This is a genomic window from Pseudomonas sp. B19125, assembly GCF_044218855.1.
Lineage (GTDB): Bacteria > Pseudomonadota > Gammaproteobacteria > Pseudomonadales > Pseudomonadaceae > Aquipseudomonas > Aquipseudomonas edaphica.
In genome coordinates this window covers 5,377,061-5,402,664 of sequence record NZ_CP162589.1, presented here as the reverse complement: position 1 = coordinate 5,402,664, position 25,604 = coordinate 5,377,061, and the positions used below count along the sequence as shown (strand labels likewise).

26 protein-coding genes are annotated in these 25,604 nt (G+C 60.6%); 15 read left to right on the top strand and 11 right to left on the bottom strand.

From position 1 onward, the window contains the following. Positions 1 to 172: 172 nt before the first annotated feature. A complete protein-coding gene (locus AB4P96_RS24610) occupies positions 173 to 514 on the top strand; it encodes a hypothetical protein (protein WP_017137220.1) in 342 nt (113 codons plus the stop codon). Here AB4P96_RS24610 and AB4P96_RS24605 read toward each other — a convergent pair. From AB4P96_RS24605 to AB4P96_RS24595, 3 genes are all read right to left on the bottom strand, one after another. Beyond that, positions 511 to 1,692 carry an aminotransferase class V-fold PLP-dependent enzyme gene (locus tag AB4P96_RS24605; RefSeq protein WP_395600180.1) on the bottom strand — a complete coding sequence of 394 codons (1,182 nt, stop codon included), beginning with the start codon at positions 1,690 to 1,692 and terminating at the stop codon, positions 511 to 513. The two genes, AB4P96_RS24610 and AB4P96_RS24605, sit on opposite strands and share 4 nt — an antisense overlap. After that, positions 1,689 to 2,159, bottom strand: coding sequence for a RidA family protein (locus tag AB4P96_RS24600; protein WP_099548591.1), 471 nt, complete (start codon positions 2,157 to 2,159; stop codon positions 1,689 to 1,691). Before AB4P96_RS24600 ends, AB4P96_RS24605 begins: the two co-directional genes overlap by 4 nt. Positions 2,160 to 2,249: 90 nt before the next feature. Beyond that, positions 2,250 to 3,122: a LysR substrate-binding domain-containing protein gene (locus tag AB4P96_RS24595; protein ID WP_169985436.1), complete on the bottom strand. Its 873-nt coding sequence runs from the start codon at positions 3,120 to 3,122 to the stop codon at positions 2,250 to 2,252. Positions 3,123 to 3,280: 158 nt separating this feature from the next. On the opposite strand from AB4P96_RS24595, the gene AB4P96_RS24590 reads away from it, so the two are divergent. The 3 genes from AB4P96_RS24590 (at position 3,281) to ccoM (ending at position 4,289) form a co-directional block, all read left to right on the top strand. Further along, on the top strand, positions 3,281 to 3,766 hold the full coding sequence (locus AB4P96_RS24590; protein ID WP_395600179.1) for a lipocalin-like domain-containing protein: 486 nt from the start codon (positions 3,281 to 3,283) through the stop codon (positions 3,764 to 3,766). A gap of 68 nt (positions 3,767 to 3,834) precedes the next feature. Further along, on the top strand, positions 3,835 to 4,029 hold the full coding sequence (locus AB4P96_RS24585; RefSeq protein ID WP_138452551.1) for a hypothetical protein: 195 nt from the start codon (positions 3,835 to 3,837) through the stop codon (positions 4,027 to 4,029). Between the two features lie 143 nt (positions 4,030 to 4,172). After that, positions 4,173 to 4,289 carry a cytochrome c oxidase subunit CcoM gene (gene ccoM / locus AB4P96_RS24580; protein ID WP_017137226.1) on the top strand — a complete coding sequence of 39 codons (117 nt, stop codon included), beginning with the start codon at positions 4,173 to 4,175 and terminating at the stop codon, positions 4,287 to 4,289. Positions 4,290 to 4,490: 201 nt separating this feature from the next. Here the strand turns inward: ccoM and AB4P96_RS24575 are convergent, their stop codons facing one another. The 3 genes from AB4P96_RS24575 to AB4P96_RS24565 form a co-directional block, all read right to left on the bottom strand. Continuing rightward, the gene (locus AB4P96_RS24575; RefSeq protein WP_017137227.1) at positions 4,491 to 5,966 is read right to left on the bottom strand and encodes an inorganic phosphate transporter; all 1,476 of its coding nucleotides are present in this window, start codon (positions 5,964 to 5,966) and stop codon (positions 4,491 to 4,493) included. Between the two features lie 334 nt (positions 5,967 to 6,300). Further along, entirely contained in the window at positions 6,301 to 6,501 is a 201-nt protein-coding gene (locus AB4P96_RS24570) for a hypothetical protein (RefSeq protein ID WP_003189295.1), read from the bottom strand. 295 nt (positions 6,502 to 6,796) lie between these two features. Next, positions 6,797 to 7,018, bottom strand: a complete 222-nt coding sequence (locus AB4P96_RS24565; protein WP_157786502.1) for a hypothetical protein — start codon at positions 7,016 to 7,018, stop codon at positions 6,797 to 6,799. Here AB4P96_RS24565 and pcaR point away from each other — a divergent pair. The 11 genes from pcaR (at position 7,007) to pcaC (ending at position 18,025) form a co-directional block, all read left to right on the top strand. Continuing rightward, positions 7,007 to 7,849: a pca regulon transcriptional regulator PcaR gene (gene pcaR / locus AB4P96_RS24560; RefSeq protein WP_017137228.1), complete on the top strand. Its 843-nt coding sequence runs from the start codon at positions 7,007 to 7,009 to the stop codon at positions 7,847 to 7,849. The two genes, AB4P96_RS24565 and pcaR, sit on opposite strands and share 12 nt — an antisense overlap. 144 nt (positions 7,850 to 7,993) lie before the next feature. Next, positions 7,994 to 9,334: an MFS transporter gene (locus AB4P96_RS24555; protein ID WP_017137229.1), complete on the top strand. Its 1,341-nt coding sequence runs from the start codon at positions 7,994 to 7,996 to the stop codon at positions 9,332 to 9,334. Positions 9,335 to 9,594: 260 nt separating this feature from the next. Beyond that, entirely contained in the window at positions 9,595 to 10,452 is an 858-nt protein-coding gene (locus AB4P96_RS24550) for a CoA transferase subunit A (RefSeq protein ID WP_017137230.1), read from the top strand. Next, positions 10,452 to 11,231, top strand: a complete 780-nt coding sequence (locus AB4P96_RS24545) for a CoA-transferase subunit beta (protein WP_058421725.1) — start codon at positions 10,452 to 10,454, stop codon at positions 11,229 to 11,231. Before AB4P96_RS24550 ends, AB4P96_RS24545 begins: the two co-directional genes overlap by 1 nt. Next, positions 11,228 to 12,430: a 3-oxoadipyl-CoA thiolase gene (gene pcaF / locus AB4P96_RS24540; protein ID WP_395601000.1), complete on the top strand. Its 1,203-nt coding sequence runs from the start codon at positions 11,228 to 11,230 to the stop codon at positions 12,428 to 12,430. Before AB4P96_RS24545 ends, pcaF begins: the two co-directional genes overlap by 4 nt. Positions 12,431 to 12,447: 17 nt before the next feature. Further along, positions 12,448 to 13,152 (top strand): protocatechuate 3,4-dioxygenase subunit beta, encoded by a 705-nt coding sequence (gene pcaH, locus AB4P96_RS24535; protein WP_017137233.1) that lies wholly within the window; start codon positions 12,448 to 12,450, stop codon positions 13,150 to 13,152. A gap of 1 nt (position 13,153) precedes the next feature. After that, the gene (gene pcaG / locus AB4P96_RS24530; RefSeq protein ID WP_395600178.1) at positions 13,154 to 13,720 is read left to right on the top strand and encodes a protocatechuate 3,4-dioxygenase subunit alpha; all 567 of its coding nucleotides are present in this window, start codon (positions 13,154 to 13,156) and stop codon (positions 13,718 to 13,720) included. Between the two features lie 189 nt (positions 13,721 to 13,909). Further along, the gene (locus AB4P96_RS24525) at positions 13,910 to 15,205 is read left to right on the top strand and encodes an MFS family transporter (protein ID WP_017137235.1); all 1,296 of its coding nucleotides are present in this window, start codon (positions 13,910 to 13,912) and stop codon (positions 15,203 to 15,205) included. Between the two features lie 9 nt (positions 15,206 to 15,214). After that, the gene (locus AB4P96_RS24520) at positions 15,215 to 16,579 is read left to right on the top strand and encodes a 3-carboxy-cis,cis-muconate cycloisomerase (RefSeq protein ID WP_395600177.1); all 1,365 of its coding nucleotides are present in this window, start codon (positions 15,215 to 15,217) and stop codon (positions 16,577 to 16,579) included. Between the two features lie 10 nt (positions 16,580 to 16,589). Continuing rightward, entirely contained in the window at positions 16,590 to 17,381 is a 792-nt protein-coding gene (gene pcaD, locus AB4P96_RS24515; RefSeq protein WP_017137237.1) for a 3-oxoadipate enol-lactonase, read from the top strand. A 245-nt stretch (positions 17,382 to 17,626) separates the two neighbouring features. Beyond that, complete coding sequence (gene pcaC / locus AB4P96_RS24510; RefSeq protein WP_017137238.1) at positions 17,627 to 18,025, top strand: 4-carboxymuconolactone decarboxylase; 399 nt, start codon at positions 17,627 to 17,629, stop codon at positions 18,023 to 18,025. A 27-nt stretch (positions 18,026 to 18,052) separates the two neighbouring features. On the opposite strand, the gene AB4P96_RS24505 is transcribed toward pcaC, so the two are convergent. The 5 genes from AB4P96_RS24505 to AB4P96_RS24485 form a co-directional block, all read right to left on the bottom strand. Continuing rightward, positions 18,053 to 19,648, bottom strand: coding sequence for a M91 family zinc metallopeptidase (locus AB4P96_RS24505; RefSeq protein WP_395600176.1), 1,596 nt, complete (start codon positions 19,646 to 19,648; stop codon positions 18,053 to 18,055). A gap of 110 nt (positions 19,649 to 19,758) precedes the next feature. Further along, a complete protein-coding gene (locus AB4P96_RS24500) occupies positions 19,759 to 20,646 on the bottom strand; it encodes a polysaccharide deacetylase family protein (protein ID WP_017137240.1) in 888 nt (295 codons plus the stop codon). Positions 20,647 to 20,729: 83 nt separating this feature from the next. Beyond that, positions 20,730 to 21,980 carry an OprD family porin gene (locus AB4P96_RS24495; protein WP_186616823.1) on the bottom strand — a complete coding sequence of 417 codons (1,251 nt, stop codon included), beginning with the start codon at positions 21,978 to 21,980 and terminating at the stop codon, positions 20,730 to 20,732. Positions 21,981 to 22,133: 153 nt separating this feature from the next. Then, positions 22,134 to 23,816 carry a J domain-containing protein gene (locus AB4P96_RS24490; RefSeq protein WP_395600175.1) on the bottom strand — a complete coding sequence of 561 codons (1,683 nt, stop codon included), beginning with the start codon at positions 23,814 to 23,816 and terminating at the stop codon, positions 22,134 to 22,136. 11 nt (positions 23,817 to 23,827) lie between these two features. Further along, positions 23,828 to 25,525, bottom strand: a complete 1,698-nt coding sequence (locus AB4P96_RS24485; RefSeq protein ID WP_395600174.1) for a molecular chaperone HscC — start codon at positions 25,523 to 25,525, stop codon at positions 23,828 to 23,830. Positions 25,526 to 25,604: the final 79 nt, after the last annotated feature.

Below are 25,604 nucleotides of genomic sequence, written 5' to 3'. Positions count from 1 at the left end.
ACGGCTTCCAGACCAAAAGGAATAGCTGCAGCTTCAAGCTTTAAGCTCCAAGCGGCAAGAAAAAGGGCGATATGTTCGTCGGATAGATGACGATTGGTTCACAAGTTGGGGGCTTGATGCTCAAGTCGCCCCTCCCGCAGCCGACAGTCTGCGCAATAGGAGACTAAAAACCATGCTGCCACCCATACTGCCCTTGAGCGTTGTACCGGTCACGTCGCAACTTGATCCGGTGCGCCAGAAGCCGGATATCCCGCCCGTGGTGCCCGTGCAGGCCGGCTCCAACGAAAGCACCATCGACCTGAAAAAGGGCGATGCCGAGCAGTCGACTTTGTTACTGCGCGAAGAACAACGCCGCCAGCAAGAACAGCAGAAACGCCGGCGCGAAGCGGATGAAGACCCTGACGCGCACTTGGCGATCCCCGGCGATGAGCTCAACGCCGACAACACCGTGCCGGTAGCGCCGCTGATCGAGGACGCGCCGCGCCAGGGTTTGTGGGTGGACGTCGAGGTTTAATCGCGCAATTCGCGCAGCGCGGCGATCAGCAACTCGATGTCGTGTTCGGTGTTGAGTGGGCTGACAGAAACCCGCGCGATGCTTGTAAGACCCCGCGCCTGCATATCCAGAGGCGTGTAGGCCACACCATTGGCGCCGATGTTGATGCGCTTTAATCCCAGCCGACGTTTGAGTTCAAACGCCTCCCAGCCGGCGAGGTTAAAGGCGATCAATCCTGAGTGAAGCGTGCCCAGATCGTGCAGGGAAACGCCCGGAATCTGACGCAGCGCGTCGCGGATTCGTCCGCTAAGCTGCAAGACCCTTTCCCATGTCCGCTCCACGCCCAGTCGGTTAACTTCCTGCAACGCATTGCCCAACCCCGCCAATAAGGCGTAGGACACTTCGCTGGTTTCAAAGCGGCGGGCATCGTTACGCAGGTCGAACCCTTCAACGGTCCAGGGCGCCGAGAACACGTCGCGCTGGGCGGGGCTCAGGCGTTGCAGAAAGTCTGGTCGCACATACAGCAGCGCCGTACCCCGCGGCCCGCGCAGGTGTTTACGCCCGGCCGACTTGAGCACATCGCAGTGCAGCGCCTGCACATCCACCGGCAACTGGCCGATCGCTTGGCCGGCGTCGATGAAGTAGGGGATTGCGTGGCGCCTGGCCACTTCGCCGATGGCCTGGGCAGGGTTGATCAGGCCGCCGTTGGCCGGCAGCCAGGTCAGGTCGATCAGCTTGACGTTGGCATCAATCATTGCTTCCAGCGCCAATGGGCAGACTGCGCCGGTTGCATCGCAGGGAATCACCTCCACTCGGGCACCCGCTTGCACGGCCAACTGCATACTCGCCAGGTTGCCGCCCCATTCATGGCGCCCGACCAGGATGCGATCGCCCGGCTGCCACGGCCCCAAGGCCTGGAACGCCAGGCTCCAGGCGGTTGAGCCGCTGCTGGCGAAGGCAATCGAGGAGACGGGCGCATTGAGTAATTGCCCAGCTGCGCGCCGGGCTTTTTCCACCAGGATCGCGCCATGCTCGCCGGCCTCCATCGGGCCATCGCGGGCTTCGCGTTGCAACTGGTCGATGATCGCGTCGAGGGTGGCTTGGCTCGGCAGCGAGGCACCGGCATGGTTGAAGTGCACGATGCCCGATTGGCAGCCAGGTGTGTCGTCACGCAGATGCTGGACCTGCAGCGGGCTCACGACAGCAGCTCGAAAATTGCGTCCACCTCCACGGCGACGCCGGCGGGCAGGCTCGACACACCGACGGCGGTGCGCACGTGCCGGCCTTTGTCGCCCAGGGCATTGACCACCAGATTGGATGCGCCATTGGCAACTACGCTTTGGCGCGTGAAATCGCCGCTGCTGGCGATGAACACGCCCAAGCGGAGAATGCGTACTACACGCGACAGGTCATCACCGACGGCAGCACTTAACTGGCCGAGCAAGCCCAACGCCGCCAGCTCTGCTGCCTGGGCACCTTCTTCATCGCTGAGGGATTGCCCCAGCCGGCCGATGTAGGCGGGTTTGCCGTCGAGCATAGGAATTTGCCCGGAGATAAACAGCTGGTTCTGGCTGACCACATGATTGATGTAATTGGCCGCCGGCTGGCTAGGGGTTGGCAGCGTCAGGCCAAGGGCTTGTACGCGTTGGCGGATGGAGTCGCTCATGTTGGATCCTCTTGGGTTAAGAGGTTTGAGCATGTTTGTTGTATCAATGGGCGACAAACGGATAGATCTCACTCGACGTATCGAAATAGCTCATGCATCGGCGCAGGTGTCTTTCAACCATTGACTGAAGCATTCGACCGCTTGGCTCGCAGGGCCTTGAGGCACGATCAGCCAGTAACCGATTTCACTGTGGTAGGGCGGCCAGTCAAAGGCTTCCACCAGGCTGCCGTCCTTGAGCCTGCGCTCTATCAGGCGGTGACGGCCCATGGCGATGCCTTGGCCAGCCACGGCGGCTTCGACCACGATGTTGTAGTCGTGCAGCAGCACGCGGGAATGGTGGTCGAGGTTGACCTGGTAGTGCGCCGACCAATCCGTCCACTCGAAAGGGCGGTGCGAGGTGGCCATCAACAAGGGCGCATTGTGCAGTTGGCTGGCCTTGAAGGCCGGGCTGCACACCGGTGAAATGACTTCCGCCATCAAACGCGTGGCCTGTACATCGGGCCAGTCGCCCTTGCCATAGCGGATGGCCAGGTCGACCTCGGCGGTGGCGACGTTGGCTAATTGAATCGCGGGCAGCAGTTCCACCTGGATATGCGGGTAGCGGTTGAGAAACCCGGCCAGACGCGGGGCCAGCCACAGGGTGGCAAACGAGGCCAGCAGGCCCACGCGCAAAATTGTGGTCGTGGGGGCGACTTTCTGCGCGCGGGTGGCGGCGGCGATCATATCGAGGGCCGGGCGGATTTCGTCGTAGTAACCTTGGCCGTCGGCGGTCAGATCAATCGCGCGGGTGCGTCGGATAAACAGTGGTTTGCCCAGATACTGTTCGAGCTTTTGCACTTGGTGGCTGAGTGCGCTCTGGGTAACCGACAACTCATTGGCGGCCTTGATAAAACTCAAGTGCCGCGCCACCGCCTCAAAAGCGCGCAGGGCCAGCAGCGGCGGAAGGTCATTGTGCAGTGCCAACTGAGTGCGCCTACAGGGTAAGTTGGGAAGTGTCGATTTTGGGCGATGTGCTTCCTTTTGTCGCCCGCAGATTCTCCTGTCGTAGTTTGGGGATATGCCCTACATCTCCCCGGGCAGCCGTGCGCAAAGCTCTGTGTCTTTTTTGAGACGGTAGAGCGATGAAATTCCCTATAAAGGCAAATGTGATCGGGTTGGCTGTTTCGATGGGCCTTTGCGCGGGCGCAGCAGCGAATGAGTCACCGCTGGTCGGGGCCTGGAAGCTGGTCGGCTATCAGGTCGAGTCCCAGGATACCCGTGAGAAAATTCCGGCAATGGGCAGCCGTCCTTCCGGGCGCGTTATTTTTACCGCGGATCATCGAGTGGCTTTCGTGTTGACCGGTGAGGGAAGAAAAGCCGGCGCTTCCGACGCTGAAAAATCAGCGCTGTTGAATACGCTGGTGGCTTATACCGGTATTGAGCGGGTCGAGGGCAATCAATGGTGCACAGAGGTTGATTCTGCCTGGAATCCGGCGTGGGTGGGGACGGTGCAATGCCGCGATTTTCAGGTCAGGGGCGATACGCTGGAAGTGCTGACGCCCTGGCGCCAAATGCCGAATTGGCCGGGGACTACACGTTCCATCATTACGTTTGAGCGGGATAAATAAGCGCCAGGAAAGAGAAGTACGAGGATTTTCACCCTGGCATTTGCCGTCGAGCGGGAGAGGCCGCATTATTGAGCCATTCCCGCCACGACGTAAGCCCAGCCATGAGTGAAGACGACAAACTGATCGACCTGAATGCCGAACGTGCCAAACGTGTGCATGACTTGAATGACAAGCGCCTGAATGAAGTTCGCCAGGCATTTGAGCAGGCGATGCCGCTTGGCAAAGTTAAGAAAAAACCCAAGAACAAGCCGAAAAAGCGTTGAAACGGCCTGCATTTGTTGATGCAGGTCAGTTATTACCCTTCTTTAAGCCCCGTTGCGGGCGACATTGATCCCGGTCAATTTTCCACTCCGCCTTCTCCATTAACTTAGCCCTATCGCAACAGGGCATGAGCAGGAGGCCGGTCATGTTTTTCGATAATGTGGTGTTTGCCGGGGTGCTGACTGTCAGCCTCATGGTGCTGTTTTTTGTAGGGTTTGGGATTTTTATCTGGAAGGACGCTAATAAGCGTAAAGAACCGTAAGTTCTTCTGGGTTACATGAGCACGCAAGGCATTTTGGGCGACTTCGGTCGCCCTTTTTTTTGCCTGCTATTTAATGTGATCGTTCCCACGCTCCGCGTGGGAATGCCGCCGAGGACGCTCTGCGTCCCGCACCTGTAGTTGTGAGATAAAAAAAAGCGCGATCCCCATCAGGATCGCGCCTTCTTTTTCAGCCGCAGCCTATCAACTACCCAATGCCTTGGACGCCAGCCAGAACAACCCGGCCGACAGGCCCACGGTTGCCGGCAAGGTCAACACCCAAGCCATCAGGATGGTCTTCACCGTGCCGCCTTGCAGGCCGCTCTTATTGGCAACCATGGTGCCGGCCACGCCTGAAGACAGTACGTGAGTGGTGGAAACCGGCAGGCTGAAAATGTTGGCCAAGCCAATCATGCTCGCCGTGGTGATCTGTGCCGACATGCCTTGGGCATAGGTCATGCCCTGCTTGCCGATCTTCTCACCGATGGTCAGTACCACACGCTTCCAGCCCACCATGGTACCCAGGCCCAGGGCCAGTGCGACGGCGAGGATCACCCAGAACGGGGCGTACTCGGTGGTGGCGGTCAAGTCTTTGCGCAGCTTGTCCAGGTCGGACTTCTCACGCGCATCCAGGCCCGGCAGCTTGCCGACTTTCTTCGCGGTGTCGTCCAGGCACAGCAAGTAGCGGCGCACTTCAATGCGGTGCTCGGCAGTCAGCGAGTGGTAGTCGGAAACGCCTTTCAGGGTTTCCATCAAGGCATTGATAGTCGGCTCGGTCTGCTGCGGGTTGCACCGGAACTTGCCCGGCAGGTCGTCCTTCACGCTTTTGCCCAGTGCCAGGAACTCGCCGAGCGTGGCGTTATTGCGCTCGTAAAACTGGCTCAAATGCACGGTGGCATCGCGAGTACGTTCAATCTGGTAAGTGGTGCTGCCCAGGTCGAGTACGAACTGCGCCGGTACGATACCGATGAGCACCAGCATGATCAGGCCGATGCCTTTCTGGCCATCATTGGAGCCGTGTACGAAGCTCACGGCCATGGCCGAGATCACCAGTACCAGACGGTTCCAGAACGGTGGGTGCTTCTTGTCGTCAAGTTTGCGGCGCTGGTCCGGGGTCTTGTGCATTTTCGACAGTGGGCGCCACCATTTCAGGCCGATCAGCACCAGAGCTGCGACCAGGAAGCCGGCCATCGGCGAGAACACCAGGGAAGCACCGATATCGATGGCTTTCTGCCAGTTCACACCGTCAGCCAAGGGGATGTCGTTGATCAGGGCATTGGCCAGGCCGACACCAAGGATCGAGCCGATCAAGGTATGGGAGCTGGAGGCCGGGATACCGAAGTACCAGGTGCCCAGGTTCCAGGTGATCGCCGCTGCCAATAAAGAGAAGACCATTGCCAGGCCATGGCCGGTGTTCACATTGATCAACAACTCCACCGGCAGCAAGTGCACGATGGCGTAGGCGACGCCGACACCACCGAGCAACACGCCGAGGAAGTTGAACACCCCGGAGAAGAACACGGCCAGGTGCGGCGGCATGGCTTTGGTGTAGATGACTGTGGCCACCGCGTTAGCGGTGTCATGAAAGCCATTGATGAACTCGAAGGCGAGGACAAAGGCCAGGGCGAGCAACAGGCTCACTAGAACCCAAGCATCCAGTCCGCTGAATAAATCGATCATGAAGGTTTTCTGACCCGGTCGTAAGGGGGCGCGATTATGCCAGAAAACCTCAGTAATCGATGCATTAGCTGCTCATCGGTAACAATCTTCACTGAAAAAACACCGGGCAAAGCGGCGCATCCCAGGGTTTTCGGGGCTTTGGCAAGTCTTTGATTTATAAAGTGCGGGGCCGAAAAGACACGGATTTGTCATGCAAACGTCATGTCTGAAACATTTGTATGAAATTTCGTTGGCGGCAGCAGGACGCTGACCAATGGTGAGCCAATGCACGGTGCCTTCCGCCGGCGCTGGGCCGGCAGAGACAGCAAGACCCTGGAAACTCTGAGCGAAGGGCTTATGGCTCTTCGGTCTTGAGTTCCTGTTCAATCTTTTGAATTTCCTGGGCAAATGCCTGATCCAGCAAACTGGCCCGTTTGCGCCAGGGTTTGCGCTCGGGTTCAGGTTGCGCGGCGTAGGTGGTGACTTCCCCGCCGTAAACGTCCTTGTAACGTTGTTCCTGGCGCTCAAGTTCCGCGCGCAGTTCGTCTTTCGTCACAGTGTTACCTAATTAAGTTGAGTGTATTGACGGTGCAGCGTCATGCCTGAAAGTCGTCCTCGGGTTGTTCAAAATTGAACAGTAGAACCATTCAAGTTTGAAAAAGGGCCAAAGGGCAGATCTTATAAACAGGTATGTGTGACCGATGATGCCTGTAACGCGCATCGCCTCGTGAGCTCCACTCCCGATGATAATGAAATCGGGCTGACCTCTGCACAAGCTGCATTATAGCGGCGCATTTGGATAAAACTATCAGCATTAAGTTAAAAAGCGTCAACTTCGTGTGAGACTTTTGTTACATGACGGTGTGAGTCATTTGCGTGTTTTGCGCATGACTGTAGTGGTCTACCCGGCTGTCGGGTTCCATCGGCAAAATTGCGATAATCGCATGGCTGTCCGATAATCGCCCGATGTTGCGGGCGCAACCTTGTGCATCCCGGCCGGCACGGCTTGTAATGGCGGCCAACCCTCCCTGCGGTTGAAAACAAGAGAAAGGACCCTGGAAATGAACGATCAATTGCGCAACTCCTTCGCATCAGTGGCGCCGCCGATCGTGGCTTCACCGGCCAAGCGTATCCAGGCGTTTACCGGTGATCCGGACTTCATGACCTCCCTGGCGCGCGGCCTGGCCGTGGTGCAGGCGTTTCAGGAGCGCAAACGCCACCTGACCATCGCCCAGATCAGTCATCGCACCGAAATCCCGCGTGCCGCCGTACGCCGTTGCCTGCACACCTTGATCAAGCTCGGTTATGCCACCACCGATGGGCGCACCTATTCGCTGCTGCCCAAAGTCTTGACCCTGGGGCATGCGTATTTGTCCTCCACGCCATTGGCCGTATCGGCCCAGCCTTACCTGGACCGTATGAGCGAGCAATTGCACGAGGCTTGCAACATGGCGACCCTGGAAGGCGACGACATCCTTTATATCGCCCGCTCGGCCACCACCCAGCGCCTGATCTCGGTGGACCTGTCGGTGGGCGGGCGTTTGCCGGCGTATTGCACATCGATGGGGCGCATCCTCCTGGCGGCGCTGGACGATGCCTCGCTCAAGGACTATCTCGACCACGCCGACCTGCAAACCAAGACCAGCCGCACCCTGACCACGCCCGAAGCCTTGTTCGAATGCCTGCAACAAGTGCGTCAACAAGGCTGGTGCATCGTCGATCAGGAGCTGGAGCAGGGTTTGCGCTCCATCGCCGTGCCGGTGTACGACGCTTCCGGCCAGGTGTTGGCCGCGCTCAATGTCAGCACCCACGCCGGGCGTGTCAGCCGCAGCGAGCTAGAGCAGCGGTTTTTGCCAAGCATGCTCAGCGCCAGCCGCGAGTTGAGTGCGCAACTGTTTGCCTAAGTGTTCGGTGACCGCACAGATCCCGGCTTGATCAATTGACGCTGTTTCCCCCGACTTATTACTGTGCGGCAGCGCTCTGAAGAGCCGCCCAATAATAACGACGACCCCAGGTCGTTGGCCCGCCATCGGTGTGGAATAAAAATAATGAATCAGCCTTCTGTCGGTACCACCCTGGACGTGCAGTCCTTTATCAACGCCCAGCCACTCTCGCGTTACCAGTGGCGTGTGGTAATCCTGTGTTTCCTGATTGTCTTCCTCGATGGCCTCGACACCGCTGCCATGGGCTTTATTGCGCCTGCGCTGTCCCAGGACTGGGGCATCGACCGCGCCAGCCTCGGCCCGGTAATGAGTGCCGCGTTGATCGGCATGGTGTTTGGTGCGCTCGGTTCCGGCCCGCTGGCGGACCGTTTTGGCCGCAAAGTGGTGCTGGTGAGTGCGGTGTTGGTGTTTGGCGCATTCAGCCTGGCCTCGGCCTACAGCAGCAACGTCGATCAGCTACTGGTGTTGCGCTTCCTGACCGGGCTGGGCCTGGGCGCAGGGATGCCGAACGCCACGACGCTGCTGTCCGAATACACCCCCGAGCGCCACAAATCGTTGCTGGTGACCAGCATGTTCTGCGGTTTCAACCTGGGCATGGCCGGCGGCGGGTTTATCTCGGCCAAGCTGATCCCGGCGTTTGGCTGGCATAGCCTGCTGCTGATCGGCGGCATTCTGCCGTTGATTTTGGCGGTGGTGCTATTGGTATGGCTGCCGGAATCGGCGCGTTACCTGGTGGTGCGCAACCGTGGCACCGACAAGGTGCGCAAGACGTTGTCCCCTATCGAACCTACGATCGTTGCCCAGGCGAGCAGCTTCAGCGTGCCCGAGCAAAAAACCGTCAAGGCGCGCAACGTGTTCGCGGTGATCTTCTCCGGCACCTACAGCGCCGGCACCCTGCTGCTGTGGCTCACCTACTTTATGGGCCTGGTGATTGTTTACCTGCTGACCAGTTGGCTGCCGACCCTGATGCGCGACAGCGGCGCCAGTATGGAACAGGCAGCCTTTATCGGCGCGTTGTTCCAGTTCGGCGGCGTGCTGAGTGCGGTCGGCGTGGGCTGGGCAATGGACCGCTTCAATCCCCACAAGGTCATCGGTACTTTCTACCTGTTGGCCGGGGTGTTTGCCTACGCAGTGGGGCAGAGCCTGGGCAATATCACCGTACTGGCGACCTTGGTGTTGATCGCCGGGATGTGCGTCAACGGCGCGCAATCGGCCATGCCATCCCTGGCCGCGCGCTTCTACCCGACACAGGGCCGCGCGACCGGTGTGTCGTGGATGCTCGGCATCGGTCGCTTCGGCGCGATCCTCGGCGCGTGGATGGGCGCCACCTTGCTGGGCCTGGGCTGGAACTTCGAACAAGTGCTGACGGCGCTGGTGATTCCGGCGGCGTTGGCCACGGCTGCCGTGGTGATCAAGGGCATGGTCAGCCATGCGGATGCTACCTGATCCCCGCGCGATTCAAGTGGGCGCTAAATTGTGTGGGAGCTGGCTTGGGTGGGAGCTGGCTCCCACATAAGCCAGCTCCCACATAAGCCAGGCCCTCAGACTGAGCGAGTTTTCGTAAACGATTAGCTAGACAACAATCCGTTCGATAATCGAACGCTGAGTCGATTATCGGATTGTTTGGCCCATTTGCCCGGCTTAATCTTCAAGCACTTCGGCGCCACCTCAGCGCCTTTTTCGATCAACACCGGGAGCCCAACCCCATGGCTGAAATTCTCACCCTGCGTGATGCGGTCAAGCGCTTCGTGAACGACGGCGATACCGTCGCCCTCGAAGGCTTCACTCATCTGATCCCTACGGCAGCGGGTCATGAAATCATTCGTCAGGGCAAGAAAGACCTGACGCTGGTGCGCATGACGCCTGACCTGATCTACGACCAGTTGATCGGTGCCGGCTGCGCGCGCAAGTTGATTTTCTCCTGGGGCGGCAACCCGGGCGTGGGTTCCCTGCATCGCCTGCGCGACGCCGTTGAAAAGCAATGGCCGCAGCCGCTGGAGATCGAAGAACACAGCCACGCCGACCTGGCCAATGCCTACGTTGCCGGAGCCTCGGGCCTGCCGTTTGCGGTGCTGCGCGCCTATGCCGGCTCCGACCTGCCCAAGGTCAACCCGCTGATCAAAACCGTCACCTGCCCATTCACTGGCGAAGTGCTGGCGGCCGTGCCGTCGGTGCGTCCGGACATCACCGTGATCCACGCACAAAAGGCCGACCGCAAGGGCAATGTGCTGCTCTGGGGCATTCTCGGTGTGCAGAAGGAAGCGGCCCTGGCGGCCAAGCGTTGCATCGTCACCGTCGAAGAAATCGTCGATGACCTGAATGCACCGATGAACAGCTGCGTACTGCCGACCTGGGCCTTGACTGCGGTGTGCCATGTACCCGGTGGTGCGCACCCGTCCTACGCCCACGGCTACAACGAGCGCGACAACCGCTTCTATCAGGCGTGGGACCCCATCGCCCGCGACCGTGGGACCTTTACCGCGTGGATCGACGAATACATCCACGGCACCGCTGACTTCAGTGAATTCCAGGCCAAGCTGGCCCACGCGCAGGAGGCCAAGTAATGGCTTACTCGACCAATGAAATGATGACCGTCGCCGCCGCGCGCCGCCTCAAGAACGGCTCGGTGTGCTTTGTCGGCATCGGCTTGCCTTCCAAGGCCGCCAACCTGGCACGCCTGACCTCCTCGCCGGACGTGGTGCTGATTTACGAATCCGGCCCGATTGGCGCCAAGCCAAGCGTATTGCCGCTGTCGATCGGTGACGGCGAATTGGCAGAAACCGCCGACACGGTCGTGCCGACCGGTGAGATTTTTCGCTACTGGCTGCAAGGCGGGCGCATCGACGTCGGCTTTCTCGGCGCCGCCCAGGTCGACCGCTTCGGCAACATCAACACCACCGTGGTGGGCGATTATCACCAACCCAAAGTGCGCCTGCCGGGTGCCGGTGGCGCGCCGGAGATTGCCGGTTCCGCCAAGAGCGTGTTGATCATCCTCAAGCAGTCGGCGCGTTCGTTTGTCGACAAGCTGGACTTCATCACCTCGGTCGGCCATGGCGAAGGCGGTGACTCACGCAAGCGCCTGGGCCTGCCTGGCGCCGGCCCTGTAGGGATTATTACCGACCTGTGCATCATGGAGCCGGAGGAGGGCAGCCATGAGTTTGTGGTCACCGCGCTGCACCCTGGCGTCACCCGCGAGCAAGTGGTGGCAGCCACCGGTTGGGCGATTCGTTTTGCCGACCACGTAAGCACCACCGCCGAGCCGACCGACGTGGAGTTGACCGCGCTGCGTGATCTCGAAGCGCGCACTGCTGCTGCCCACGGCCAAGCACCGGGAGAAGCCTGATGCGTGACGTCTTTATCTGTGATGCCATCCGCACGCCCATCGGCCGTTTCGGCGGTGGCTTGTCCACGGTGCGCGCCGATGACTTGGCAGCGTTGCCAATCAAGGCACTGATCGAGCGCAACCCGTCGGTGGACTGGAGCGCGGTCGACGAAGTGTTCCTCGGCTGCGCCAACCAGGCCGGTGAAGACAACCGCAACGTCGCGCGTATGGCGTTGCTGTTGGCGGGCTTGCCGCAAAGCATTCCGGGCGTGACCCTCAACCGCCTGTGCGCCTCGGGCATGGACGCGATCGGCACGGCCTTCCGCGCCATCGCCAGCGGCGAAATGGAGCTGGCGATTGCCGGTGGCGTCGAGTCGATGTCCCGTGCGCCGTTCGTGATGGGCAAGGCTGACGCGGCGTTTTCGCGCAACATGAAACTGGAAGACACCACCATCGGCTGGCGTTTTATCAACCCGTTGATGAAGGCCCAATACGGCGTGGATGCGATGCCGCAAACGGCCGATAACGTCGCCGACGACTACCACGTGTCCCGCGCCGATCAGGACGCCTTCGCCCTGCGCAGCCAGCAACGCACCGCCGCCGCGCAAGCCGCCGGGTTCTTTGCTGAAGAAATCGTGCCGGTGCGCGTCGCCCATAAAAAAGGCGAAACCGTGGTGGAGCACGACGAGCATCCACGCGACACCACCCTGGAGGCCCTGGCCAAACTCAAGCCGGTCAATGGCCCGGATAAAACCGTCACCGCCGGCAATGCGTCGGGCGTGAATGACGGTGCGGCGGCGCTGATTCTGGCGTCTGCCGAAGCGGTCAAAAAGCACGGCCTCACCGCCCGCGCTCGCGTATTGGGCATGGCCAGCGCCGGCGTTGCGCCGCGGGTGATGGGCATCGGCCCGGTGCCGGCGGTGCGCAAACTGGTGGAGCGCCTTGGTTTGGCGGTCACCGACTTTGACGTGATCGAACTCAACGAAGCCTTCGCCAGCCAAGGCCTGGCGGTGCTGCGTGAACTGGGGATCGCCGACGATGCCGCGCAGGTCAACCCGAACGGCGGCGCCATCGCCCTTGGCCACCCGTTGGGCATGAGCGGCGCGCGGTTGGTGCTGACGGCACTGCATCAGTTGGAGAAAACCGGCGGCCGCAAAGGCCTGGCGACCATGTGTGTGGGCGTCGGCCAAGGCCTGGCCCTGGCGATTGAACGCATCTGATAAGAGAGGATTGCTCCATGAGTGACAAGCCCGGTTACCGGCGCCCGCAAGCGGGCACCCAACCTGATTACCTGCACCCGGCCTACCAGTCGACGAACCTGCGTTCGCCGTCCCAGCCATTGGTGTTTCTGCCGCACTCCTTGTCGGAAATCACTGGCCCGACCATCGGCGCCGAGCGGATCAACGAGAAGGACAACGACCTCACCGCCCAGCACGAAGGCGAGCCCCAGGGCGAGCGCATCATCATCCACGGCCGTGTGCTGGATGAAAACGGCCTGCCGGTGCCGGGCATTCTGGTGGAGATCTGGCAGGCCAACGCCGCCGGTCGCTACAACCACAAGCGCGACCTGCACGATGCGCCGCTGGACCCGAACTTTACCGGCACCGGCCGCACCGTCACCGACGCCGACGGCTGGTATCAGTTCCAGACCATCAAGCCCGGCGCCTACCCGTGGGGCAACCACCACAACGCGTGGCGCCCGGCGCATATCCACTTCTCGCTGTTTGGTCCCAGCGTGCTGACGCGACTGGTCACGCAGATGTATTTCCCCGGTGACCCGCTGCTGGAATACGACCCGATCTACAACTGTGTGCCGGACACCAGCGCCAAGCAGCGTCTGATCGCGCGTTTTGATCTGGAAAAAACCATTCCGTCCTATGCCCTCGGCTATCGCTGGGACATCGTTTTGCGCGGCCGCGACGCCACGCCGATGGAGAAATGAGATGACCCTCAATGCGACCACGTCCCAAACCGTCGGGCCGTATTACCACATCGGCCTGACCTGGCTGAACCGCGAAGACCTGACCGTGCCGGCCACCTTGGGCGAGCGCGTGGCAATCAGCGGGCAGGTGGTGGACGGCAACGGTGATGTCGTCAACGACGCCATGCTGGAAGTCTGGCAAGCCAATGCCGCCGGCAAGTACGACCACCCCGAAGACGAGCAGGCCAAGGCCGTCGATCCCACCTTTGAAGGGTTTGGCCGGGTGCCGGTGGATGCCGAAGGCCGCTTTCGGTTTACCACCATCAAGCCGGGCAGTGTGCCGGGCCTGCAAGGCACGACCCAGGCGCCGCATCTGGTGGTGCTGGTGTTTGCCCGTGGTTTGGTCAAGCACCTGCTGACGCGGATCTATTTCGATGGCGAAGCGTTGAATGGCGATGACCCGTTGCTGGCGTGTGTGCCTGCTGAGCGTCGCGGCACGTTGATTGCCAAGCCGGATGCGCAGGGTGTGCATCAGTGGAATGTGATTTTGCAGGGCACAGACAAGGAGACGGTGTTCTTCGATTATTGAGTTGAGCTGGCGGGCGCCATCGCGGGCAAGCCCGGCTCCCACATTTTGAACGGTGAACAGGTTCAAAGGTGGGAGCTGGCTTGCCTGCGATGGCGCCCTCAAGGCCGCACCTATGCAAAAGTCTGCTTGCGGAACATGGTTGTTGCAAAGTATGTCTAGGCTATAACCGTTCCCACTGAGTAAAAAAACATGACAACAAAAACGAGTCACTACACCGGAGAAGAACGCAGCAAACGGATTTTTGCGATTGTCGGGGCCTCCTCCGGCAACCTGGTCGAATGGTTCGACTTCTACGTCTATGCCTTCTGCGCGATTTATTTTGCCCCGGCGTTTTTCCCCTCGGACGATCCCACGGTCCAGTTGCTCAACACCGCTGGGGTGTTTGCTGCCGGATTCCTGATGCGACCCATCGGTGGCTGGCTGTTTGGCCGAGTGGCCGACAAGCACGGGCGCAAAAATTCGATGATGATCTCGGTGCTGATGATGTGCGCCGGTTCGCTGGTCATCGCCTTTTTGCCCACCTACAAAGATATCGGCGCCTGGGCGCCGGCCTTGCTGCTGGTGGCGCGCCTGTTCCAGGGCCTGTCGGTGGGTGGCGAATACGGCACCACGGCGACCTACATGAGTGAAGTGGCACTCAAGGGCCAGCGCGGCTTTTTTGCCTCATTCCAATACGTGACCCTGATCGGCGGCCAATTGCTGGCGGTGCTGGTGGTGGTGATCCTGCAACAGATCCTGAGTGAAGAAGAACTGCGCGCCTGGGGCTGGCGTATTCCGTTCGTGATCGGTGCCATTGCTGCGGTGATCTCCCTGCTGCTGCGTCGCACCTTGAAAGAAACCACCAGCAAGGAAATGCGTGAAGACAAAGACGCCGGCAGCATCGTCGCGCTGTTCCGCGACCACGGCAAAGCCTTCATTACCGTGCTGGGCTACACCGCCGGTGGCTCGTTGATTTTCTACACCTTTACCACGTACATGCAGAAATACCTGGTGAACACCGTGGGCATGCACGCCAAGACGTCGAGCTACATCATGACCGGCGCGCTGTTCCTGTACATGTGCATGCAGCCGCTGTTCGGCATGTTGGCGGACAAGATCGGTCGACGTAATTCGATGCTCTGGTTCGCAGGCCTGGGCACGCTGTTCACCGTGCCGATCCTGCTGACCCTGAAAACCGTCACCAGTCCGTTCCTGGCCTTTGTGCTGATCACCCTGGCCTTGGCGATCGTCAGCTTCTACACCTCGATCAGCGGCCTGGTCAAAGCGGAGATGTTCCCGCCGCAGGTGCGCGCACTGGGTGTGGGCCTGGCGTATGCGGTGGCGAATGCGATTTTTGGTGGTTCGGCCGAAGTCGTTGCGTTGAGCCTGAAATCCATTGGCATGGAAAATACCTTTTACTGGTACGTCACCGCGATGATGGCGGTCGCTTTCCTGTTCAGCCTGCGTCTGCCCAAACAGGCGGCTTATCTACATCACGACCTCTAGGGATGAGTTATGACACTGCGCACGAGCAATCAACTGTTCGACGCTTACTTCACCGCTGACAGCATGGCCGAGGTGTTCTGCGACCAGGGACGTTTGCAGGGCATGCTGGATTTCGAAGCGGCGCTGGCCCGGGCCGAGGCCCGGGTCGGGCTGATTCCGCAAGCCGCCGTCGCGCCGATTGCCCAGGCGTGCCTGGCTTCGCTTTACGATGTGGATGCCCTGGGCGAGGCGATTGCCTCGGCGGGGAATTCGGCAATTCCGCTGGTGAAGGCCTTGGGCAAGTTGATTACTGCTGAAGATGCCGGTGCCGAGCGTTACGTGCACCTGGGCGCGACCAGCCAGGATGTGATGGACACCGGGCTGGTGCTGCAACTGCGCCAGGCGTTCGCGCTGATTGAAGCGGACCTGGCGCAATTGGGCGAGGTGCTTGCTGCCCAGGCCCAGCGTTATGCCGACGTACCTTTGGCTGGGCGGACCTGGCTGCAGCATGCGACGCCGGTCACCCTCGGAATGAAAATCGCCGGTTGGCTGGGCGCGGTGACGCGCAGTCGCCAACGCCTGGCCGAGCTGAAGCCGCGCTTGCTGGTGCTGCAGTTTGGCGGCGCGTCCGGCACCCTGGCGGCACTCGGTGAGCACGCCATGCCGGTGGCGCAGGCCTTGGCGGCTGAGCTGCAACTGGGCCTGCCCGAGCAACCCTGGCACACCCAACGTGATCGACTGGTGGAGTTTGCCGGCGTGCTCGGCCTGATCGCCGGCAGCCTCGGCAAGCTGGGGCGCGACCTCAGCCTGTTGATGCAGACCGAAGCGGCGGAGGTGTTCGAGCCATCGGCGCCGGGCAAGGGTGGCTCATCGACCATGCCGCACAAGCGCAACCCCGTCGGCGCCGCCGTGTTGATCAGCGCGGCCACCCGCGTGCCGGGGCTGGTGGCGACGATGTTCAGCGCCATGCCCCAGGAGCATGAGCGCAGCCTGGGCCTGTGGCACGCCGAGTGGGAAACCCTGCCAGAGATTTGCCGGCTGGTGTCGGGTGCCTTGAAACAGGCGCTGCTGGTGAGCCAAGGCTTGGAGGTCGACCCCGAGCGCATGGCGCACAACCTCGATCTGACCCAGGGCCTGGTGCTGGCCGAAGCCGTGAGTATCGTGCTTGCCCAGCGCCTGGGCCGCGAGACCGCTCACCATCTATTGGAGCAATGTTGTAAACGCGCCGTCGCCGAACGGCGACATCTGCGCGCGGTTCTGGCGGACGAAGCACAGGTCACCGCCGAGTTGTCGGCGGTGGAACTGGACCGCCTGCTCGATCCGGCCCATTACTTGGGCCAGGCTCAAACCTGGGTTACCCGTGCGGTGACCGACCATTTTGCTTTGACTGCGTAAGGAGACCGCCGTGGCATTTGTACAACTGGCCGAAGGCCCATTGCATTACCAACTGGACGGGCCTGAGGGCGCGCCGGTGCTGGTGTTGTCCAACTCGTTGGGCACCGACCTGCATATGTGGGACATCCAGATCCCGGCCTTCACCCAGCACTTTCGCGTACTGCGTTTCGATACCCGTGGCCATGGCAAATCCCTGGTCACCGAAGGGCCGTACAGCATCGAGCAGCTGGGTCGCGATGTGATTGCGTTGCTCGATGCGCTGGATATTCAGCGTGCGCATTTTTGCGGGCTGTCCATGGGCGGCCTGATCGGCCAATGGCTGGGCATCCACGCAGGTGATCGCCTGCTGCGCCTGGTGGTGTGCAACACCGCCGCCAGGATCGGCACGCCGGAGATCTGGAACCCGCGAATCGAGATGGTTTTGCGTGACGGTGCGGCGGCCATGGTAGCGCTGCGCGATGCGTCGATTGCACGCTGGTTTACCGCCGATTTCGCCGCCGCCAACCCGCACCAGGCCCAGCAGATTACCGACATGCTTGCCGCCACGTCGCCCCAAGGTTACGCCGCCAACTGCGCAGCCGTACGCGATGCGGATTTGCGCGAGCAACTGTCCACGATCCAAGTGCCGACCCTGGCGATTGCCGGCACCGAAGATGCCGTTACGCCGCCGGCCGGCAGCCGCTTTATCCAGAATCAGATCAAGGGCGCCGAGTACGCCGAGTTCTACGCGGCGCACCTGTCCAACGTACAGGCCGGCGCCGCGTTCAGCGACCGCGTGCTGGCGTTCCTGTTGGCTGATTAAACCTGTGGCAGCGAGCTTGTTCTGGAGAGCTGACGTGTTCTGTATAGCAGGCTTGTTGTGACAGACAGGCTTGTTGTGGCGAGCAGGCTTGCCCTGCGTTGGGCGGCGAAGCGGCCCTGATACAGCCACCGCGTTCTTCCCGATGAACCGCATCGCCAGGTTTTGGGGCCGCTTCGCGCCCCAGCGCAGGGCAAGCCTGCTCGCCACACGTGTTCGAGCTTCTATCAAATGTTTAAGGAGTTTTTGTGGACGAGAAACAACGTTATGCCGATGGCCTGCAAGTGCGTCGCGAAGTGCTGGGCGATGCCCATGTCGACCGCAGCCTCAATGCCCTGACCGAGTTCAACAGCGAGTTCCAGGAAATGATCACCCGCCACGCCTGGGGTGATATCTGGACCCGCCCCGGCCTGCCTCGGCATACCCGCAGCCTGATCACCATCGCCATGTTGATCGGCATGAATCGTAGTGAAGAATTAAAACTTCACCTGCGTGCCGCCGCCAGCAACGGCGTGACACGCGCCGAGATCAAGGAAGTGCTGATGCAGAGCGCGATCTACTGCGGGATACCGGCAGCCAATGCGACGTTCCACTTGGCCGAGTCGGTGTGGGATGAGCTGGGCGTCGAGTCACGGGAGTCGGTTTGATCAACCCACTCCCTCGCTCAATACCCCTCAGGTGTAGGTAGTGCGTAACGGACGGCGCATCTCCTCTCGGAACCCATTTTCGGAAAACGGCTTGGGGTTTGTTGTACTCGGTTCGGCCGCGGGGTGACCTACAAAATTAAATGGCTGAGCCACGGTAAACAGCCCTACGGCTTGCCGTTCATCATTGGGTTCACCGTCGGGGTTCTCCGGTATGGCGGTGCTGCCTGCGAGGAACGTTCCCGAGGCGCCATTATAGGCGTGGGCCATTTCGTGATAGAGGGCGTTGACGGGTGCGCTGTCTGCATCCAGCGAATACGAGGGGTTGTATTGTATCTGCGCACCCGTTGCGACGGCGCCAGCTTGTTGGTGTGTGATGAAGCCTTGGGCCGCAGGTGCCAGCGTATCCATAGAGTGACCTGCTTCGAGGTGGTTGCGAATGGCCGCATTACTGAAGTAGTAGCTGCCGTTGTCCTCCGTCAATTCAGTAATGCGTACCGGGGAATCATTCCGCTGAGCCGCGGCGTCGGCAGTACCGAGCATTCTCTTGCCTTGCCGGGATATTCTTAGCAGCTCCATATCGTCTTCTACGTTTTGTACGAACTCGGTAGAGCCCTCAATCACATAGCCACTTTTGCCCACCTCGCTGTGTTGCGTGTGAACGCGCTGGGAGCCCGGGGTACGATGAACCTCGTCCGACGGTTTGGCGTAGATGACGGTATTGTCGTTATCAGACCTGACGATGTTTTTGTCGCGCCCGGTGTAAATTGTGGCGGGGCCATTTGCGACGATCAGGTTTTCACCTTTGCCGCCGTGCAGGACTGTCGGGATTTGAGTGTCGTTGCGCGTGACAATCATGAAGTCGTGACCGTCGCCGCCGTCCATGAACAGGCGACGATCAGCCGAGCCTTTTCCTGCCTGCATACGGTCATTGCCATTGTTGCCTTTCAGGACACCGTTCCCGGTGCCGGCGATCAACACGTCATTGCCATCGTTACCGAATGCGATGCCGTCGCCGCTCCCAAGCTTGAGCATATCGTCTCCCGCACCGCCATAGAGGCGGGTGTCTCCTGCGCCGGCACGCGCGTAATCATTGCCGGCGCCGAGCTCGATGCGAATGGCGTTTTTAACTTCAGGATCGATCAGAACACAATCGTCGCCCCCGTTGGTCCTGATGCGTAAGGGTTGCGATTCACTGCCGTCAGGGGACGTCAGCAGGTTCAGTTGATAGGGCTTATTGTTGATGGTCGCGATCAGACTATGACCCGGGCCTTTTTTAATGGTTACCTTGTCGGCACGGTTACCGGTCTCGATTACAAGTTCGTTGGAGGACGAGCCTATCGGCTTGCCGTTTTCGCTCATGTAGGCGATTTCCTGGTAGAACTTCACGTGCTTGTCGTGTCGCAATACGTCGGTGTTGATGTATTTTTTTTGGGTACTGTCCAGCGGATGCTGATCGGGAGTGAGTTTGGAATGCGAGGATAGGTATAGAAAATCTATCGGTCTGTCGCGCCCCACGTAGTAGGAACGCCGGGCACTGATCTCAATGGGCGCTTGCGATGCTGTTGGCGTTGTATCCGGGAGGGCAATCGAATGCTGATTAAGCGATGGCGAAGTGACGTTCATGGGATTCTCTTTTTTATTGACGTCCCTATGTGTGTTGGCGGCGTGAACTTGAGTTCCCCATGAGCGGCAAGCGCAAGTAGCAGCAAATATAACCGGTCGTCGCAGAGCGACTAATGCGAGTCCGCATCCCACACCCAGTTCCACACCCCCGGCAGATGCACTACTTCATTCATATCCTTGACTGTGCGTGCCAGCGCTGCGCGTTCCAGCGTGGCGTGGTCGGTGTAGAACGGCTCGGCTGCGACCTTCATGCCATTGATTCGAGCGCTGTCCATCAGGATTTGCAAGTACTCCTGCATGTGTCGCGCGGTGTAACGGTTGATATCGTGGAAGGTCACCACCACGGGTATCACGCCGTCCACCGTTGGCAGTTCGCCCAGAGCAATGCGTTCGCGCACCACAGACAGTTGCCGATACAAGTTCGCTCGCCGGCGTGGGCTGCCATTGAAACCCCAGATTTTTCCGTCATTGGCACTCAGGTCAGTCAGCAGCACATGCATGCCGTGGCGCTGGTAGGCGGCGAAGGTGCGCCGGTCGTAGTTCCAGAAGGGTGGGCGTACCAGCGTGGGCGCAGTGCCAGTGATCGACGCAATGTCGGCTGCGCCCTCGGTGAGGGTGCTTTCCAGCTCGGCGTCATTGAGCCAACGGTGGTTGGTGTGAAACGCCGTGGCTGTGTGAAAGGCCAACACATGCCCGGCGGCGTATTCGCGCTCCATGGTCTTGCGACCCCGCAGGCTGCCACCGGAGCGGGACGCTTCGGTCTGCAGGAAAAATACCGCCTTGATGCCCGGCAGTATCGGGTTGTGCAGCAAATCGGCCATCACCGACCGGCTGGGGTTGTTATAACCCGAGGCGCTGGGGCCGTCATCGAAGGTCAACAAAAAGCGGATGGGCGCCTGAGCCTGCAAGCGTTGCGCCGTCTGCGGCGTCAGGACGACAGGTGCGCCGATGCAGCCGCAAAGGCTCAGAGCCAGGACCAGCATGGCGAAGAATTTCATGGTGTGCATGCGCTCGAATAGAGGCCGCTGCTGGGCGGATCAGCAGCGGCAGGCGCGCACCATACAGTAAGTCCGACGCTGGTTTACAGCAGACTTATCGGGTAGCTGACGATCAACCGGTTCTCATCAAATTCGTTGTTGCTGTAATCACGACGCATCGTGGAATTGCGCCAGCGCACATTGAGGTTCCTGAAGGTGCCGCTTTGCACCGTATAGCCCACTTCACTCTCGCGGCCCCACTCCTTACCATCAGTAATGGTGCCCGTATGCACGTTGCTACCGCTGATATAACGGTTCATCAAGGTCAGGCCAGGTATGCCCAGCGCGGCGAAGTTGTAGTCGTGGCGCACTTGCCAGGACTTTTCCTGGGCGTTGTCGTAGCTGGAGTTATAGCTGTCGTTGGCCAGGGTGCCGCCGCTGGTGCCGTTGACGCGCATCCAGGCACTGTTGCCGGTGAGTTTTTGCAGGCCGACGTAGAAGGTGTTGCCGCCGTAACGGGCGGAGAACAGGCCGGACCAGGTCTTGTTGTCCAAGTCACCTGCCCGGGCGCTGCCGTCGTCCTTGCCGTAGAAAAAGCCGAGGTTGGCGCCCAGGGTCCAGTCGCCTATGGGTTGGCTGTGGATCAAGTTGATGTATTGCTGGCTGTAGATGTCCTTGAGCTGGGCATTCCACACGCCGACTTGGGTGCGTTTGTCGTTGAACGCGTATTCACCGCCCTGGAAGTTGAAACGGTCGGAGGTGAAGGCGGTTTTACCGACCATCGACATGTCGGTCATGCTGCTGTCGTCGCGTGGGCTGTTGGCGCGGAACTGGCCGCCATAGAGGGTCAGGCCGTCGATCTCCTTTGAGGTGATCTGCCCGCCACGCAGGGTTTGCGGCAGGGAGCGGCCGTCGTCCGAGCGCAAAATCGGCAGCACCGGCATCCATTCGCCGACCTTGACTTCGGTCTTGGAGATTCGCGCCTTGAACGCGACCCCAAGACGCCCGAAGTTATCCGCCGGGCGGCCGTCGCGGTCCAGCGGCAATAGCTGGGTGCCTCCGGTGCCGCGCCCGCCATCGAGCTTTTGCGAGTACATGCCCAATACATCCACACCGAAACCCACCGTGCCCTGGGTGAAGCCGGAGCGGGCATCGAGGATAAAACTCTGCGTCCACTCCTGCGCGCCACCCTGGGTTTTGGTCGGGTTGGTGTAATTGCGGTTGAAGAAGAAGTTGCGCAGGTTGAGGTTGGCGCTGGCGTCTTCGAGAAAGCCGTGTTCTTCGGCGGCGACGGGCAGGGCAAGGCTGGCGACAGCAGTTGCCAGCAATAGCTGGCGCGGGCGGAACGTGCTCATGGTGTTGGACCTGTTGTTATTGGGTTTATGCAGGTGCCGGCCATGGTGCGGGGCGGTGCGGGGGCGATGAAAGTGGGGGAAGGCGGGTTGTGGGCGATGATCGAACGCAAGTTGCGGGCCACCCTGACGGCAGGGCGGCCAGGCTTCAAGGGTTTATAGAAAGTGGATCAGGCTGGTCCATGGAATTTCGGGCAGGTAGCGCTGGCTAAGCAGGGTAGCCAGCAGCATCACCGTTAAAAATACGGGCTGCAGCGGGCTCCAGTGCGCCCAATGCAGGCCGCTGATCCAAGGGTAAAGGTGCTCGATATTTTCGCTGACTTTACCGATCCGCTTGCGGTGAAACAGGTGGATCAGAATCATCCCGAGGTACGTCGCCATGCCCATCACTCCCAGCAGCAAGCCGAATGTCAGTAACAGGCATAACTGCGGGATACTGTGGCGCAACACCAGCCAATGTTGATGCGGGTTGAAGCGTTCCGGCAGCATACGCTTGCTTAGCCACAGGTCTGGGACGATCAGCCATGCGGTCAAGGCTGCCCATAATTGGGCGCCGCGAATCGCGATGAAGGCTGGGATAAAGGTCAGCGCTACCAGCATGATCGCTTCGGTGGTCCAGTTCGATGTGGTATGTGGAGTAACGGCCACGGCGGTAGCCAGTGCCAGGCCGCCCCATACCTGTACCCAGCAGTGATGGGACACCGGACGGGGCAGAAACTTGCGCCAGAAAAACACATCAGTCTGTGGCAGGCGTTCCAGCAACTGCGGGTAGCGCCAATTCAATGTTTCGGCCAACTGCTGGCAAGCGTTCCAATCGTTGTGGCTGAAACTTGCCGTCATCCTGTATTGATGCGTCTCTGACAGGGGCGTCAGCAGCAGACGTGCGGCCATGGCATCGGCGGACTTCCAAGTGGTGTCCTGCGCCTTGGTTTGCAGGTGCTGATAAAAGCTTTCCTGCTCGCAACGCGACACCAAGCCACGCCACATCCACTCAGGTTCCGGGTACACGCCTTTCTGGTCGTCCCAGCCAAAGGCCTGGCACACGCGTTCAAACAGCGGCACGCTCCATTGGGTGTCGTGCAGCAGTTGCAGAATAATGCGCTGCCACTGTTGCTGCTGATCGAACACCCGCAGCCAGGCTTGCTCGTTGTAGTGCGTCAGTTGGGTGATGAACTCGCGCTCGGCCTTTTGCTCCAGCAGTTCCTGCAAGGTGCGGCGGTAGTCCTGCAGCAGCTCGCTGGTGAGGGCTTCGTGCTGCCACGGGGTCATCACCACCTGTTGCCAGGGCGTCAGCCATTCCAGGTGTTGCATCGCCCAACCGGCAATTGCACTGCGCTCGCCGGGGGCTTCAAAGCAGTGGCGCAGCAGGCCGGCCTGGAATGTTTCTTCGCAGCTCTGCTGTTGGGCCTGGGCCCAGCGTTCATCGAGGTTGTGCACGTTCACGCCGGCGAGCAGCGCGTGGGCCGGGTCGGGCTTTGGCGCTTCAAACGCGGCGGGGCTGAGTGGGCTGATGTTCATCAGCTCGGCGAGGTCATACGCGTTTTTCGCCATGGGCGGTTCGAACGACGCAGGGCTCAAGGGGCGAACGTCCATCAGTTCAGCCAGATCGTTGAGATTGCCGTGTGCCTGCTCGGCCATTGGCGCCTCGACGGTTTCCACTTCCTCGTTGTCGGCCCGCCAGCGCGCGATGTTCAGCGCCTGTTCATAGGCCTCGCGCAGGCGCTGGAAACCCTCGGCGTCATCGTCCGGGCGGCAGTTTTTCAGCAGTCGCGCGTAGGTGCGCTTGATGGTCCGTTCGTCGGCATCGTCTGCCAGTTGCAACACTGTCCAACAGTCCATGTGGATTTCCTTCAGCGCCAGAACCCGTTATCGAGTTGCTCAAGTTGTCGGGTCAGCTCGCTGCGGGCCTCACGGATGCGGCGTTCGTCCTGGGTGTCGAGCACTTGCTGGAACTGCGCGGCCCAGTGTCCGAGTTGCTCACGCAATTCGCCGAGGTTTTCCTGGTAGAGCCGCTCGAGGCGGGCGGTCAGCACGGTGTTGACCTGCTGGTCGCGCGGGTGAATTTTCAACAATGCCAACGCTTGCAGGCGTTGCTGGATCTCTTGCGGGCTGAGCACGCCGGGGTTGTTCTCGATCACCAGCGAGTGCTGCTCACCGGTCAGCGGGATGTTCACCTGGGCTTCGAGCAAACCGTTGTTGTCGTAGGTGAAGCGCACGTCCAGCGAGACTTCGCCAGCCTTGCGCTTGGGCACGGGGATTTCCAACTGGCCCAGTTCGATGTTGTCTTTCACCAGGCGACTTTCGCCTTGGTAGATTTTCAGCAGCACGCGGGGCTGGTCGTCGTAGAGCGTGACCACACTTTTGACCCGGCTCACCGGCACGCTGCTGTTGCGTTCGATCAACGGCAGGTAATGCCCGCTCTCGATATGGCCGCCGTACTGGTTCGAGGTTTCGATACCCAGGGTGTAGGGGCAGACGTCGGTCAGCACGATTTCTTCCAGCGCCGCCGAGCGGGCCTTGAGCGCGGCCTGGATCGCCGCGCCGTGGGCGACCACCTGGTCCGGGTCGAGGCTGATGGACGGGAAACGCCCGAACAAACCTGCGGCCAGTTTGCGCACCAGCGGCATGCGCGTGGTGCCGCCGACCAGCAGGATTTCATCGAGGTCGCCGACCCGAATCCGTGCGTCGCGCAGGGCGCGTTCAATCGGTGCGCGCAGGCGTTCCAACAACGGCGTGTAGAGCTTGGCGAGTTCGGCCTGGGTGATGGTTGTGACCCACTGTCGGCCATCTATACGCAGGGCGAACTCGGCGCTGTCGTCCTGACCCAAGGCTTTGCGCACACGCTCGGCTTCGCGGCGCAGGGCTTGCAATACACTGCTGGTGGGCGGAAAACCCTGGGCATTGCGCTGGCTGTCGACGAAGTGTTCCAGCAACAACGTGTCGAAGTCTTCGCCGCCCAGGAAGTTGTCGCCGGCGCTGGCGCGTACTTCCATCACACCGTCGAACAGCTCGATGATCGACACGTCAAAGGTGCCGCCGCCGAGGTCGAACACCAGGAACGAGGTTTCCTTGTCACGCTGGTGCAAGCCATAAGCCAAGGCGGCGGCGGTGGGTTCGTTGATCAGTTTTTCAACATTGAGCCCCGCCAGTTCACCGGCAATGCGCGTGGCTTTGCGCTGGCCGTCGCTGAAGTAGGCGGGCACGCTGATCACTGCTTCGGTGACGGTTTGGCCGTAGGTGCGCTCGATGTCTTCTTTGAGGCTTTTGAGGACCAGCGCCGACAGCTCTTCGGGGCGGAACGAGCGGTCGCCCAGGCGCACTTCGGTGGCACTGCCCATGTAGCGCTTGAACAGCGACGTGGTCAGGAGTGGGTGAGTATGCAGGCGTTCCTTGGCGGCTTGGCCAACCAGGATACGGCCTTGATCATCCAGGCCGACCACGCTGGGGGTCAGCAACTGGCCAAGCGCATTGGGCACCATTTCGGCCGCATCGCCGCGCCACACGGCGGCCAGGCTATTGGTCGTCCCCAGGTCGATTCCTACGATCATTACGACAAGCTCCCTCTGTGGTCTGTAAGAATCTGTTACTAATTTTACCCTGAAAGGTTGAAGGGAAGGCAAGCCAGCG